At 71.6% G+C, this 14,202-nt stretch carries 12 protein-coding genes; 7 read left to right on the plus strand and 5 right to left on the minus strand.

What is annotated here, in order from left to right; all coding sequences use genetic code 11:
* Positions 1-2,094: a serine/threonine-protein kinase gene (locus ACLQ2S_RS14135; protein WP_425701828.1), complete on the minus strand. Its 2,094-nt coding sequence runs from the start codon at positions 2,092-2,094 to the stop codon at positions 1-3.
* Between the two features lie 204 nt (positions 2,095-2,298).
* Here ACLQ2S_RS14135 and ACLQ2S_RS14140 point away from each other — a divergent pair, with 204 nt between their 5' ends.
* Together ACLQ2S_RS14140 and ACLQ2S_RS14145 are read left to right on the plus strand one after the other, a co-directional pair.
* Positions 2,299-3,882, plus strand: a complete 1,584-nt coding sequence (locus ACLQ2S_RS14140; protein WP_155215157.1) for an acyl-CoA mutase large subunit family protein — start codon at positions 2,299-2,301, stop codon at positions 3,880-3,882.
* Between the two features lie 492 nt (positions 3,883-4,374).
* On the plus strand, positions 4,375-5,634 hold the full coding sequence (locus tag ACLQ2S_RS14145; protein WP_309222700.1) for an amidohydrolase: 1,260 nt from the start codon (positions 4,375-4,377) through the stop codon (positions 5,632-5,634).
* On the opposite strand, the gene ACLQ2S_RS14150 is transcribed toward ACLQ2S_RS14145, so the two are convergent.
* Positions 5,591-6,562: a DUF4349 domain-containing protein gene (locus ACLQ2S_RS14150; protein WP_425701829.1), complete on the minus strand. Its 972-nt coding sequence runs from the start codon at positions 6,560-6,562 to the stop codon at positions 5,591-5,593. The genes ACLQ2S_RS14145 and ACLQ2S_RS14150 overlap by 44 nt on opposite strands.
* Positions 6,563-6,676: 114 nt before the next feature.
* Between ACLQ2S_RS14150 and ACLQ2S_RS14155 the strand changes: the two genes are divergently transcribed.
* The 3 genes from ACLQ2S_RS14155 (at position 6,677) to ACLQ2S_RS14165 (ending at position 9,046) form a co-directional block, all read left to right on the plus strand.
* The gene (locus ACLQ2S_RS14155; protein WP_155215155.1) at positions 6,677-7,309 is read left to right on the plus strand and encodes an MBL fold metallo-hydrolase; all 633 of its coding nucleotides are present in this window, start codon (positions 6,677-6,679) and stop codon (positions 7,307-7,309) included.
* Between the two features lie 4 nt (positions 7,310-7,313).
* The gene (locus ACLQ2S_RS14160) at positions 7,314-8,237 is read left to right on the plus strand and encodes a hypothetical protein (RefSeq protein ID WP_155215154.1); all 924 of its coding nucleotides are present in this window, start codon (positions 7,314-7,316) and stop codon (positions 8,235-8,237) included.
* Positions 8,238-8,308: 71 nt separating this feature from the next.
* On the plus strand, positions 8,309-9,046 hold the full coding sequence (locus ACLQ2S_RS14165; RefSeq protein ID WP_155215153.1) for an SCO6745 family protein: 738 nt from the start codon (positions 8,309-8,311) through the stop codon (positions 9,044-9,046).
* Positions 9,047-9,140: 94 nt separating this feature from the next.
* On the opposite strand, the gene ACLQ2S_RS14170 is transcribed toward ACLQ2S_RS14165, so the two are convergent.
* Positions 9,141-9,596, minus strand: a complete 456-nt coding sequence (locus tag ACLQ2S_RS14170; RefSeq protein WP_093406228.1) for a gamma-glutamylcyclotransferase — start codon at positions 9,594-9,596, stop codon at positions 9,141-9,143.
* Positions 9,597-9,702: 106 nt separating this feature from the next.
* Here ACLQ2S_RS14170 and ACLQ2S_RS14175 point away from each other — a divergent pair, with 106 nt between their 5' ends.
* Complete coding sequence (locus ACLQ2S_RS14175; protein WP_309222770.1) at positions 9,703-11,106, plus strand: NAD(P)H-quinone dehydrogenase; 1,404 nt, start codon at positions 9,703-9,705, stop codon at positions 11,104-11,106.
* Here the strand turns inward: ACLQ2S_RS14175 and ACLQ2S_RS14180 are convergent.
* Together ACLQ2S_RS14180 and ACLQ2S_RS14185 are read right to left on the minus strand one after the other, a co-directional pair.
* Positions 11,040-11,720 (minus strand): DUF998 domain-containing protein, encoded by a 681-nt coding sequence (locus tag ACLQ2S_RS14180; RefSeq protein ID WP_425701830.1) that lies wholly within the window; start codon positions 11,718-11,720, stop codon positions 11,040-11,042. The genes ACLQ2S_RS14175 and ACLQ2S_RS14180 overlap by 67 nt on opposite strands.
* Positions 11,721-11,837: 117 nt before the next feature.
* Entirely contained in the window at positions 11,838-12,452 is a 615-nt protein-coding gene (locus tag ACLQ2S_RS14185) for a DedA family protein (RefSeq protein WP_309222699.1), read from the minus strand.
* A gap of 488 nt (positions 12,453-12,940) precedes the next feature.
* On the opposite strand from ACLQ2S_RS14185, the gene thrS reads away from it, so the two are divergent.
* Positions 12,941-14,161, plus strand: a complete 1,221-nt coding sequence (gene thrS, locus ACLQ2S_RS14190; RefSeq protein WP_155215151.1) for a threonine--tRNA ligase — start codon at positions 12,941-12,943, stop codon at positions 14,159-14,161.
* The last annotated feature ends 41 nt before the right edge of the window (positions 14,162-14,202 follow it).

Consider the following 14,202-nt stretch of genomic DNA (forward strand, 5'->3'; position numbering starts at 1 on the left):
TCAGCCGGCCGCCGTGAGCTGGAACGACTTGAGCATCTCCGCGTAGATCGGCTTGCTCTCCTCGAAGCGGGCGTCGGTCGAGGTCAGGTAGAACGAGTAGATCCGGCCGTCGTGGGCTACGCCGTGCCAGATGCCGTGCCGCATGGTGTCACCCTCGCCACAGGTGTACTCGAACTCGGCCGACGGCTTGCCGACCAGCTCCTTCTCGGCCATGGCGAGTTGGGTGTACGGCTTGGCGCACGACTTCGACTTGGTCCTGAGCCCGTTCTCCGCGATCTCCGCCCAGCGGCTCGACGTGCCGCTGAACGGCTCGTTGAGGATCCGCACCCGACGGCCGCTGTCCTCCGGGTCGGTGTAGTCGATGTAGACGGCACCGGCGGGCGCGGCCCGCTTCCAGCCCTTGGGCACCATCATCCGCACCCCGCGCGCCGAGTGCTCCTGCATCTCAAGGCTCGGCCCCTCCTCGGCCGAGTTGGACGGCTCGGCGATCGGTGGGGTGGGTGTCTCGTCGCCACCGCTGGCGAAGGCCACGATGCCGAGCAGCAGGAGCACCGCGAGGCCACCGGCCGCCGCGAGCTGGGCCTTGCGCGGCCAGCCCTTCACGGTGTCGATCGCCCGGACCCCGGCGGCCTTCGCCCGGTCGACCGGGCTGCCGCCGTTGGCGGCGGGGGTCGGGGTGCCGTACGGCTGGTGGGGTGCGGCCGGCCACTGGGCTCCGCCGTAACCGCCGCCGATCCGCTGCGTCGCCTCGGGCTGGGAGCCGTAGCCACCGAGCTGCTGAGTGGCGTCAGGGCTGGCACCGTAGCCGCCGACCCGCTGGGTGGCGTCGGGCTGGGAGCCGTAGCCGAACACCTCCGGTCCGACCCGTTGGGTGCTGTCCGCGTCGATGCGCTGCGTCGCCTCGGAGCCGCCGTAGGTGCGCCCTGCGGGCGGGGACGCCGCAGCGCCACGCTGTGCCGGTCGGGCCAGGGCGTCGGCGCTGGTGTCCTCCATCGCGGTGGCACCGGCGACAGCGGTCTGGCTGGGGCGCTCGCCTCGGCGTAGCGCGGCCAGCCGGTCGGTCAGCGACTCGCCGGGGCCGAGCATGGCCCGGCCGCCGATCTGGCCGGACGGGGTCGGCGCCGCCGGGGCAGCCGGCGCGCTGATCGGTGTGGGCTGTGGCACCGGCATCACGGAGTACTGGTCGGTCATCGAGTTGACCCCGGCAGAGCTGCTGCTCAGCGGGCCGGCCAGCAGCTCGCGCAGCATGGCGCGGGCGGTGTGCACGTCGAGTCGACGGGCCGGGTCCTTCTCCAGCAGACCCATCAGCACGCGGGTGAGCGGGCCGCTGCGCTGTGGTGGGGCGGGCGGATCCTCGACCACGGCGTGCATGGTCTCGATCGGGTCGCCCCGGTCGAACGGCGGCCGGCCCTCCACGGCGGTGTACAGCGTCACGCCGAGGGAGAACAGGTCACTGGGCGGGCCGAACTCCTGCCCCATGGCCCGCTCGGGCGAGATGAAGTGCGGTGAGCCCAGCACCATCCCGGGGGTGGTGAGCTGCACGTCGGTGGGCATCCGGGCGACCCCGAAGTCGGTCAGCACGCAGCGACCGTCCGAGCAGATCAGCACGTTGGCCGGCTTGACGTCGCGGTGCAGCACCCCGATCGCGTGCGCCACCTCAAGCGCGCCGAGCAGCGCAATGCCGATCTTGGCAACCACGCGCTGGGCGATCGGCCCGTCCTCGATGACCATGTCGGCGAGGCTGCGAGCGTCCAGCAGCTCCATCACGATCCACGGCCGACCGGCCTCGGTGACCACGTCGTACACCTGGACCACCGCAGGGTGGGCGATGGCGGCGGCGGCCCGGGCCTCCCGCAGGGTGCGTTCGTACATCGCGTCGCGGTCGCTCGGTGCCAGGCCGGGAGGAAGGACGACCTCCTTGACCGCGACGTCGCGGCGCAGAAGTGTGTCTGTGGCCCGCCAGACCGTACCCATGCCGCCGTTGCCCACCGCGGAGCGCAGCGAGTACCGCTCACCGATGACGGTGCCGGGTGTCGCGCGTCCGTTGGTGGGAGTGCTGACTGGTCCGCCGCTCCACGTCGGGATCTGAGTCACAGAAAAGCCACCGGGGGAAGTCGAGAGGGCTGGGACACAACCCCCCTATCTTGCTGGTTCAGACGCCCGATGCGAAAGCCGGCGCGGCGGACGTTTCAGTTACTCGACGGTACGTGAGCAGACACTCACCTGTTGTCGCGGCAGGTGAGATGGTGTGCGCTATCCCTCACCCGACGCCCGGCCCGCGCGTCCTACCATCCGGTGATGAGCGAACGGCGGTCAAGCGAGTCCGGTTTCCCGATCAAGGGCGTCTACACGCCCGCCGATCTACCTGACGACCTGGACTCCCGGCTCGGCGCGCCGGGCGAGTTCCCGTACACCCGTGGGGTCTACCCCACCATGTACACCTCCCGTCCGTGGACCATGCGCCAGTACGCGGGCTTCGGTACCGCCACCGAGTCCAACGCGCGCTACCACCAGTTGTTGCGGGCCGGCACGATGGGCCTGTCGGTCGCCTTCGACCTGCCCACCCAGATGGGGTACGACTCCGACGACCCGATCGCGCACGGCGAGGTGGGCAAGGTCGGGGTGGCCATCGACTCCATCGAGGACATGCGGCTGCTGTTCGACGGCATCCCGCTGGACAAGGTCTCCACCTCGATGACGATCAACGCGCCCGGCTCGGTGCTGCTGCTGCTCTACCAACTCGTCGCCGAGGAGAACGGGGTGCCGGGTTCGGCGCTCAACGGCACCATCCAGAACGACATCCTCAAGGAGTACATCGCCCGGGGGACGTACATCTTCCCGCCGAAGCCCTCGCTGCGGCTGGTCGCCGACACCTTCGGCTACTGCCGTACCGAGGTGCCGAAGTGGAACACCATCTCCATCTCCGGCTACCACATGGCCGAGGCCGGTGCCTCGCCCGTGCAGGAGATCGCGTTCACGCTGGCCAACGGCGTGGAGTACGTCCGGGCGGCGATCGACGCCGGGCTGGCCGTGGACGACTTCGCCCCCCGCCTGTCGTTCTTCTTCGTCGCCCGCACCACCCTGCTCGAAGAGGTGGCGAAGTTCCGGGCGGCCCGGCGGATCTGGGCCCGCCTCATGCGCGACGAGTTCGGGGCGAAGAACCCGAAGTCGATGATGTTGCGCTTCCACACCCAGACCGCGGGTGTGCAGTTGACCGCCCAGCAGCCCGAGGTGAACCTGGTCCGGGTCGCCGTGCAGGGGCTCGGCGCGGTGCTCGGCGGCACCCAGTCGCTGCACACCAACAGCTTCGACGAGGCGATCGCGCTGCCCACCGAGAAGGCGGCCCGGCTGGCGCTGCGTACCCAGCAGGTGCTGGCGTACGAGACGGATCTCACCGCCACGGTCGACCCGTTCGCCGGCTCGTACGTGGTGGAGGCGATGACCGCCGAGATCGAGGCGGCAGCCGACGCGCTGATGGCTCGGGTCTTCGAGCACGGGTCGGCGGTGGACGCGATCGAGGCGGGCTTCCAGAAGCGCGAGATCGAGCAGTCCGCGTACCGGATCGCACAGGAGATCGACTCGGGTGAGCGGGTGGTGGTCGGGCTCAACCGGTTCACCATCGACGCCGAGGAGCCGTACGAGCCGCTGCGGGTCGACCCGGCGATCGAGGCGGCGCAGGCGGAGCGGCTGGCGAAGCTGCGGGCCGAGCGTGACTCGGCGGCGGTGGAACGGGCCCTGGCCGAGCTGCGGGAGACCGCCTCGGGCACCGGGAACGTGCTGCACCCGATGAAGACGGCACTGCGCGAGCGGGCCACCGTCGGCGAGGTGTGTGGGGCGTTGCGCGAGGTGTGGGGCCGCTACCAGCCCACCGACCGATTCTGACCTCGACCACCGATCGTTTCGCCCCCGCGAAGCGTCGGTGGTTGGGTGGTTCGTCGCTCAGCGTGTCGGATGGCCCGGTCCCGGGTACTCCTCCTCCGATGATCAGACGGACGCACATGGTGTGCGGTCGAAGGGCCTGTGCGCATGTGAACGTTCGCGGGTGCCCGTTGCCGGGAGTGGTCGGGTAATTGTCGTAACGTCAGTTCACTGGCGCGACTAATGCGACAATTCGGAACGAGGACGATAGTTCCGAAGAGATTCTCGGCACCGTAGGCGCGATTACGCGTTGTAGGAGGTGAGGGGTGGATGACGGCGTTCGACCGCGATCTACCTGCTGTACCGCTCACCTGCGGACGCTCTCAGCAGGGCATACGTGACGCTGCGCGGTCTGATCATCACCGGAACGAGGTTGCGCAGAGTCACCGTCGGGGGTCTACGCTGTCTGCTGTTCCCGATGATCCATCCATTTCTAGTGATCGAAGAGAATTCGACGTGACGAGTGCGTTGACGATGCCGTCCGGTCACCATCTGGCGCCGTCCTGGCCGGATGCGCCGACCGGTACCCAGCCCCTGCCCTTCGAGTTGGATCACCTGCTCGCCCTCCGGGTACCGGGACTGATCGCCACACGCCGTCACATTCACTCGCACCCGGAGCTGTCCGGCACGGAGTTCGAGACCGCCGCCCTGATCGCGCGGGAACTCTCCCTGGCCGGGTTGCAGCCGCGACTGCTGCCCAAGGGCAACGGGGTGATCTGCGACATCGACGGCCGACCGGACGGTCCCGTGATCGCGCTGCGCGCCGACATCGACGCGCTGCCGCTGACCGACGTCAAGGACGTGCCGTACCGCTCCACCGTCGACGGGGTCTGCCACGCCTGCGGGCACGACGTGCACACCACGATCATGTTGGGCGTCGGCATGTTGCTCGCGCAGCTGGCCGACCTGGGCGAGCTGCCCGGCCGGGTCCGGCTGATCTTCCAGCCCGCCGAGGAGATCCTGCCCTGCGGCTCGCTGGAGGTGATCGAGGCCGGCGGCCTCGACGACGTGGTGCAGATCTTCGCGCTGCACTGCGACCCGAACCTGCCGGTCGGTCGGGTGGGCCTGCGGGTCGGCCCGATCACCGCCGCCGCCGACAACGTCACCGTGCGGCTCACCGGGCCGGGCGGCCACACCGCCCGCCCGCACCTGACGGTGGACCTGGTCGACGCGCTCGGCCGGCTGATCACCGAGGTTCCGGCCCTGGTCAGCCGTCGGGTGCCGGCGAATAGCGGTCTGTTGCTGGTCTTCGGTCACGCCTCAGCCGGCACCCGGTACAACGTCATCCCGTCCGAGGCGTCCGCCTCCGGCACGCTGCGGGTGATGGACCGCGACGCCTGGGAACAGGCTCCCAAGATCGTGTCGCAGGTGGTCCGGGACGTGATCGCACCGACCGGTGCCACCGTCGACCTGGAGTACCTGCGTGGTCGTCCGCCGGTCTGCAACGACGCGCGGGCGATCGGGGTACTGAACGCGGCCACCGCCGCCGCGCTCGGCCCGGAGGGCGTCGCGGAGACCCCGCAGAGCATGGGCGGTGAGGACTTCTCCTGGTACCTGGAGTACGTCCCCGGCGCTCTCGCCCGACTCGGGGTCGGCCGCTCCGGGCCGAACGTCGACCTGCACCGGGCGTCGTTCGATGTGGACGAACGAGCCATCCCGGTGGGCGTACGAGTCATGGTGCAGACCGCGCTCCAGGCACTGACGGCGGCACGCTGACACTCGGCGGTGGTGGCGCGCCGACCGGTGCCGTCGGTCGGTTCCGGCGGCGGCGACGGACCAGCCACCACAGCGCAGCCACCGGCACGCCGAGGACCAGCAGCCACGGCAGGATCGCCCCGAGCACGGTGAGCAGGACGTTCATCGAGGCCAGGAAGACCTTCCAGCCGCCCTTGAGCCCGACCAGGAAACCGGTCTGGTTGTCCTCCTCGTCGCTGATGGTGACACCCGGACCCACCAGGGTCACGGTGATGGTGGACAACGCGGTCAGGTCGGCGAGCCGCCGCTTCTTCGCCTCCAGCGAGGCGAGGTCGGCCTCCCGCCGGCCCAGTTCGTTCTCGATGGCGACCAGGTCACTGATCGAGTCGGCCTGGGCGAGCAGCCGTCGCGCGCTCTCCACCCGGGCCCGCTGGGTGGTGATCCGGGCGTCGAGGTCGACGGTCTCCTCGGTGACGTCCTGCGTGCTGATCTCCCGGCGTTCCTGACGGCCGAGACCGGCCAGCTCCTCCACCACCGCGTGGAACCGCGGCGCCGGTACCCGCAGTTCGAGATCGGCGACCGCGTCGTCGTCGGAGCTGCGGCGTTGGTCCCCGCCGACGAAACCGCCGGCCCGGGTGGCCGCGGCGGCGGCATCCCGTGCGGCGGCATCCACATCGTCCACCTGCACCCGGATGGATCCGGTGTAGATGATGGCCCGCTGGTCGACCCGGGTGTCCGTCGCCGCACCGGCACCGCCTTGCGCGTCGGCCCGGGCGCCGCCGCCCTCCTGCGCGGCGGCACCCTCCCGCGCCACCGCGGGCGCCTCGGCCGCCGCGTGGTCGGACCCGGAGTCGCTGCCGCCGCCGCTGCCGCAACCGGCGAGCATCAGCAGCGCGGCAAGTATCGCCACCGCCGTGGTCCCACGGCGGTGGGTTCTGCCCATTCTCATCCCCGTTCCCCTTTCGACTGCCCGAGTGGGCAATGGCTCGGACGTCGCACACCACCGCCCGGGTTCCGGCAGACTGCGCTCAGGACGTCACGAATCGATATGGGAGGCATCACGATGCGGCTCACCAAGTACGCCCACTCGTGCCTGCGGATCGAGCACGACGGGGGAGTGCTGGTCATCGACCCGGGGGTGTTCAGTGATCCGGCGGAGGCGCTGGACGGGGTCGACGCCGTGCTGATCACCCACGAACATCCGGATCACCTCGACCTGGCCGCGGTGAACCAGCAGCTGGCGCGACGCCCGTTCGCCATCCACGGCCCGGCGTCGCTGGCCGGTGCCCTCGGTGACGCGGCTGACGTGCTGCGCCCGGTGGCCCCCGGGGAGTCGTTCACCGCCGCCGGGATCCCGGTACGCGCCCACGGTGGCCGGCACGCGGTCATCCACCCCGACATCCCGGTGATCGACAACCTTGGCTACCTGGTCAACGAGGTCGTCTACCACCCCGGCGACGCCCTGTTCGTCCCGGAGGACGTCGAGGTCGACACCCTCTTCGCGCCGATCCACGCGCCGTGGTCGAAGTTCTCCGAGGTGGTCGACTTCATCCGGGCGGTGGCACCACGTCGGGTCTTCGCGCTGCACGACGCCCTGCTCAACGACAACGGCTACATGGTGCTCGACCGGCAGTACACGGCGCTGTCCGGCAGCGAGTACCAGCGGTTGGAGCCGGGCACCCGGATCGACGGCTGAGCCGATGCCCGACCCCCCACCGGACCTCGTCGAGCAGCTGTACCGCACGCCGCCCGACCGGTTCGTCGCCGCCCGCGACGCCGCCGTCGCGCAGGCGCGTCGTGCCGGTGATCCGCGTACCGCCCGGGAGATCGCCCGGCTGCGTCGGCCCACCGTGGCCGCCTGGCTGGTCAACCTGCTCGCGCTGGAGCGGCCCGAGCTGGTGTCCGAGCTGGTGCAACTGGCCGAGGCGCTCCGGGAGGCCCAGCGCGAGCTGCGCGGCCCGCGACTGCGGGAACTGTCCGCACAGCGGCGGGCGGTGGTCGGTGCCCTGGTCGCCGAGGTCCGTCGGCTCGCCGCCGACGTCGAGGGTGCCCCGTCGGGCGGGAAGTTGCCGCTGGCCGAGGTCGAGGCGACGCTCAACGCCGCGCTCTCCGACGTCGAGGTGGCCGAGCAGGTGCGTTCCGGACGGCTGCTGCGGTCGGCGCACTACGCGGGGTTCGGCGAGGTGCCCCGGCCGCAGTTGCGTCTGGTGACCGGCGGCGAGGAACCGCCGCCCGCCGCGCCGGTCCGGCAGCGCCCAGCGGACCGTGGTGCGCTGCGTACCGAACAGGCGCAGCGAGCCGCACGCGCCGAACGGGCCCGGCGCCGCCAGGCGCTGGAGAAGGAACTGGACCGGGCGCGTACCGACCAGGAACGGGCCGAGGCGGACCTGGCCGGCGCGGCGGCGGCCGAACGCGACGGCGCCGCCGCGCTGGATGCCGTCGAGGCGGAGCTGGCCGAGCTGGAACGCCGCCGGGCCGTCGCCGAGCAGGAACTCAGCCGGTCCCGGCTGGCCCGCCGGGCTGCCGAACGGGCGCTGACCAGCGCGCGGCGACGTACCGGCGAAGTTGAGGCCGCAATGGAGGCGTTGGCCGCCGAGGAGGGGGATGCCGACCCCGACGGTTGACCGGCAGACTTGTCCCTCATGGACGGACCTTCGGGCGGATCCTTCATGTGCGCGGGTGTGGGCGGGGCGGGATGACGCCGGAGCAGGTCGCGACGGCGAGCAAGCCGGCGGTGCTCGCCCTCGGCGAGGCGTACACCCGATGCCCCACCACGTTGCGCCGGGCGCGGCTGCTCGGCATCTCCGGGTGGGCCTTCTACGTCGCCGGTCGAGCCGGCGCGCTCGGTGACGTACGGGCCGAGACCGTGGCCGCGGCGCTCGGCTTCATCGCCCCCGACGCCGTGGCCGACGGCTGGGACGCCGCCGTTCGCGTGGTCCGGCCGTCCGAGGTGGCCGCTGTCAGCCTCGCCGAGTGTTGTCGGTGGGGTGAGGAGGTGCTCGGTGATCTGCCCCGCCTCGACCGACTCACCGTGCTGGTGGAGCGGGCCGTGGCGGCGGCCGACGCCAGTGGGATGCCGCTGTTCGCGGCGTGGCGGGCGATGCCGTTGGACGTGCCGACCCCCGGCGCCCGGGTCGCCGCCGGCCTACGCCTGCTGCGGGAGCACTTCACCGGCGCGCACCTGGTGGCCGTACGCGCCAGCGGGATGACGCCGCTGGAGGCGGTGCTGGCGGGCCCCGAGGGAGCCAGCGGCGCGTTGGCCTGTGGGTGGCCGCCGCCCTACCCGCCGGTCGGGCCGTTGGTGCGACGGCGGCTGTGGGCCGAGGCGATGACCGACCGGCTCGTCGCGCCCGCCTTCACCGCGCTGGGCCCCGCCGAGGGCGCGGAGCTGGTCGAGTTGCTGACCACGGCACGTAGCCACGCGGAGGGCTGAGAATCCGCCCATTCTGGGATGATCCACCCGGAGCACCGGGGTCGACGCCCGGTGCCATGACGCCCGGTAGCAGACTGGAGAGGTGGAAGACGCGCTACGCCGACGCGGTGCCGGTGGGCCGGGACCGCAGCTCGATGACGTAGTCGTCCGGCGCGCCGGCCTTCTCGGCGGCGTTCGCGATCTCCGAGAGGTACCACGAGGTGGGCAGCCCGCCCTCGTAGCCGTCGAAGACGTAGACCCAGGCCGTCACGTCGCCGTCCAGCGTCGAGACGCGCACGGTCAGCTTCCGGTACGTGCCGGAGGTGACGCCCTCGATCTCGTCCAGCTGGGCCGCGTCGTAGGGGTGGATGTCGTAGAGCGCCACGAAGACCCGGTCGCCGGGCGACTCGACCACGGTGCTGACCGCGCCCTCCCAGCCGATGACGTCCTCACCGGCGAAGGTCAGGCGCCATCCCTCCAGCCAGCCGATGCCCACCATCGGCGAATGCGGGCAGTAGGCGCGCATCCGAGCAGGGTCCAGGTTCGAGCCGTAGGCGGCGTAATGACGCACGGCGATGACGATAGCCCGGCTGGCGCGTGGGGGAGAATACGACGGTGCGTGTCGGACGCGTCGGGGAGAAGAAAGTCACTGTGAGTACGGAGAAGGGGCGGTCGTGGTGAGCCGGATCGTGATCATCGGCGGGGGTCCGGCGGGCTACGAGGCGGCCCTGGTAGCGGCGCAACTGGACGCCGACGTCACCGTCGTGGAGGCGGAGGGCGCGGGCGGCGCCTGCGTGCTGTCCGACTGCGTGCCGTCGAAGACGTTCATCGCCAGCTCCGAGGTGGTGACCGGCTACCGGGACACCGAGGTGTTCGGGGTGCACTCCGACGGGCTGGAGGCGGTCACCGTCGACGCGCAGGCGGTCAACGAGCGGGTCAAGCGGCTCGCCCTGGCGCAGTCCGGCGACATCCACTCGAAGCTGGTCAAGGCCGGGGTCACCTTCGTCTCCGGGCGCGCCCGACTCGGCGAGGACACGCTCGGCCACACCCACCGGGTGATCGTCACGCCGCACGGCGAGGAGGCCGCGTACGCGATCGACGCCTCGACGGTGCTGATCGCCACCGGTGCCACGCCGCGCCAGTTGCCCACCGCACTGCCCGACGGCGAACGCATCCTGACCTGGCGACAGGTCTACGACCTGCCCGAGCTGCCGGAGCACCTGATCGTGGTCGGCTCCGGGGTGACCGGTGCCGAGTTCGCCAGCGCGTACCTCGCGATGGGCGTCGAGGTGACCCTGGTCTCCAGCCGGGACCGGGTGATGCCGCACGAGGACGCCGACGCCGCACAGGCGATCGAGCAGGTCTTCCGGGCCCGGGGCATGAGCATCCTGAACAACTCCCGCGCCGAGAGCGTCCGCCGCGTCGGTGACGGCGTCGAGGTCGAGCTCTCCGACGGGCGTACGGTGACCGGCTCCCACGCGTTGATCGCCGTCGGCTCGATCCCCAACACCGCCGAGCTGGGCCTGGCCGAGTACGGCGTCGAGTTGGCCCGGGGCGGCTACGTGACGGTGGACCGGGTCTCCCGGACCAACGTGCCGGGCATCTACGCGGCCGGTGACTGCACCGGAGTGCTGCCGCTGGCCAGCGTCGCCGCGATGCAGGGGCGGATCGCCATGTGGCACGCGCTCGGCGAGGCGGTTCGGCCGCTGCGGCTGCGTACCGTCTCCGCGAACGTCTTCACCGACCCGGAGCTGGCCACGGTCGGGGTGTCGCAGGACGAGGTGGACTCCGGCAAGGTGCCGGCGCGTCAGGTGATGCTGCCGCTGGACGGCAACGCCCGGGCGAAGATGGGCGAGATCGCGGACGGTTTCGTCAAACTGTTCTGCCGACCGGCCAGCGGCCAGGTGATCGGTGGCGTGGTGGTGGCGCCGAAGGCCAGCGAACTGATCCTGCCGATCACGATGGCGGTGGAGAACAACCTCACCGTCAACGAACTGGCCCAGACCATCACCATCTACCCCAGCCTCTCCGGCTCGGTCACCGAGGCGGCCCGCCAGCTGATGCTCCACGAGCTGGAGTAGGCGGCAACGACGGTGAGCAGGCCCACCTCGGCGAGGATGAGGGCTCGTTCGATCAGGCCGTAGTAGGCGCGGTCGCCGGGGTAGGCGGACCAGGCCATGGCGACGGCCAGCAGCAGGCTGGTCACGGTCAGGGCGCGCAGCCAGCGCCCGGCCCGGTCCCCGGCGGGAAGCCGGGCGGCGACCAACCAGCCGGCGATCGGCAACGCCACGAAGGCGATCACCGAGGCGTACCGGTGCACGTAGGCGGCGGTGCCCATGTCGGTGCCGGGTGGGTTCGTCGGCACCAGGCCCGACACCAGTAGTCCGCCCGCCCAGACCCCCAACAGCCACTGGGCTGCCCGGCCACCGCGCCCGAGCGGGGCGGGCGCACCTGCGGGCCGATCCGACCGGAGACGGTCCAGCCGACCCAGGGTCGGGACGAGCACGGCGGAGGCGGCGGCGAGCAGCAACATCGCCACGTGGATGACCTCGCCGGAGTCGGAGACCGCGTAGTCGCTGACGGTCAGGCTTACCGGGTCGAGGTCGCTGACACCGGCGTGACCGATGACGGTGAGCAGCGCCGCGAGGACGATCCCACCGAGGGCCAGTGCACCGTTGTTCCGGATTCCAGGCATGCCTTCAGCCTGTCGTCGCGGGCACCTCAGACGGATCCGGGACGAGCACCGAAATCTGACCCGGGGACCACCCCGACAGGCACTCCGGCATTTCCCCCGGGTGAACGACCAGAGCGATCAGTCGGCGGGGACCTCGGCCGGGGCCGGGTAAAGCCGTGCGGTGACGGAGGCCAGCGCCCAACCGGTCAGCGCGAAGCCAGCGGCAGCCGCCGCCGCGACGACCACCATCCGCCAGGCGGACCCGGTCAGCGCGGCGCCGCCCAGATGCCCCACCAGCCCGCCGTACGCCGCCCAGCCCGCAGCCGCGATGCCGGCACACGGCAGGAACAGCCGGACCGGGTACCGGCTGCGGCCGGCGGCGAAGCAGGCGGCCATCCGTCCGCCGGGCACGAAACGGCACAGCAGGATCATCATCGGCCCAGGGCGACGCAGGCCCCGGGTGAGGCGGCCGGCTATCCGTCGGGCGCGACCCGTACCCGGCGGCTGCGGTGGCCGACGTCCCAGCGTGTAACGGCCGAGCAGGTAACAGGCCAGATCACCGGCGAGGACGCCGAGCGCGCCGACGGCGACGGTCTTCGGCAAACTCAGCCCGCCGTACACGGTGAGTGCCCCGCCGGTGAGCATCAGCAGTTGGGTGGGCACCACCGGCACGAAGGCGTCCACGGCCAGCAGGATGAACAACGCGAGGTACGCCACATCGGGGGATGCCACCTGGATGAGTAGTTCAGGCACCGGGCCACCTCGCGTGCTGTCCGACGGAACCTACCGAGCCTGACGTGGTGTGCGACATCACCCGCGACGGCCCTGGCCTGGCGTGACCAGTGACACCCACGCCTCGCTGCGCCCCAGCTGGGCCCCCCGAGCGCCGTTCACCGCATAATATCGATGGAGATTGACGGTAGGGCACGGTCGCCGAAAACTCGTTCGGCGGCGTACCGTTGACACGCGGTCCGGCGAGCGTCGGGTCCCCCGTTCCTGATGCCCGGGCCGCCTCCGGGCCGCTGGCAGGTCCCGTGCCAGCGGCCCGGTCCCAATCCTGTGTCGCAATCTGCGCGGCGGGCGTACGCTCGGCGCATGTGCAGTGCGGTGCTGACGACGACGCCGGGGAAGCCTGGCGCGCCGCACTGACGTATTCGACTGTCGAGTGCCCCGGGCGATCCGCCCGGGGCACTCGTGCGTCGTGGGTTCGGTCGTCGGGGCGTACCGCCAAGGAGCCAGACATGATCGACCACCGCCGGCTGGGCCGGGACCTGGACCTGTTCGCCACCGATCCGCTCTCCGGGGCCGGTCTGCCGCTCTGGCTGCCGGCCGGCGCCGCCGCCCGACACGCGGTCGAGGAGTACCTGCGTGACCTGGAACGCCGGGCCGGATACCAGCAGGTGTACACCCCGCCGATGGGGCGACGTGAGCTGTTCGAGGTCTCCGGGCACCTCGGCTACTTCGCGGCCGAGATGTTCCCTCCGATGCGGCTGGCAGACGGCGACGACGAGCTGATGCTCCGTCCGGCGCTCTGCCCGCACCACGCCCTGGTCTACCGGTCACGGGGGCGCTCCTACCGGGAGCTGCCGCTGCGGATCTCGGAGATCGGGGGCATGTACCGGGCGGAACGGTCCGGGGTGGTCGGTGGCCTGTCCCGGGTACGCGCCATCACCCTCAACGACGCGCACAACTTCTGCACCCTGGAGCAGGTCGGCGAGGAGGTGGCGGAGATCCTGCGGCTGATCCGGGCCGCGCACGCGGCGCTGGGCGTGCGGCCGGCGGGCGTACGGCTGTCGCTGCGTGGGCCGGGGGAGAAGTACGTCGGCGACGACGCGCAGTGGGCGCGGGCCGAGGACCTGCTCCGCGCCGCCCTCGACGGGGTGCCGTACACCGAGGCACCGGGTGAGGCCGCCTTCTACGGTCCGAAGATCGATGTTCAGGTGCGGGACGCGGCCGAACGCGAGTACACCCTCTCCACCGTCCAGATCGACTTCGACAAGCCCGAGCGGTTCGACCTGTCGTACACCGATGCCGACGGCGGGCGACGCCGCCCGGTGATGGTGCACCGCAGCCTCGCCGGCAGCATGGAACGGCTCTTCGCGTACCTGATCGAGGTGCACGGGGGCGCTTTCCCGCCCTGGTACGCCCCCGTGCAGTTGGTCGTCCTGCCGGTCGGCGAGGACCAGGCCGAGGCCGCGCTCGACCTGGCCCGACGGGCCACCGAGGCGGGCCTGCGGGCCGAGGTCGACCACGGCGGTTCGCTCGGTGCCCGGGTCCGCGACGCGGCACGCCGCCGGATCCCGTACGTCGCCGTGCTGGGTGCCCGGGAGGTGGCCGACGGTCGGGTGGCGTTGCGGTTGCGGGACGGGAGATCGCTGGAGCCGCAGCCGGTCGCCGAGGCGATCGGGCTGGTGAGCGCGGCGGTGGCCGCCCGCTCGGCGGATCTGCTGCCCACCGGCTGAGCCGGTGCCGAGGTGCGGTCGGGCCACGATCCGGGATCGGT

It is taken from the genome of Micromonospora sp. DT48, from assembly GCF_049844495.1.
Taxonomy (GTDB): Bacteria; Actinomycetota; Actinomycetes; order Mycobacteriales; family Micromonosporaceae; genus Micromonospora.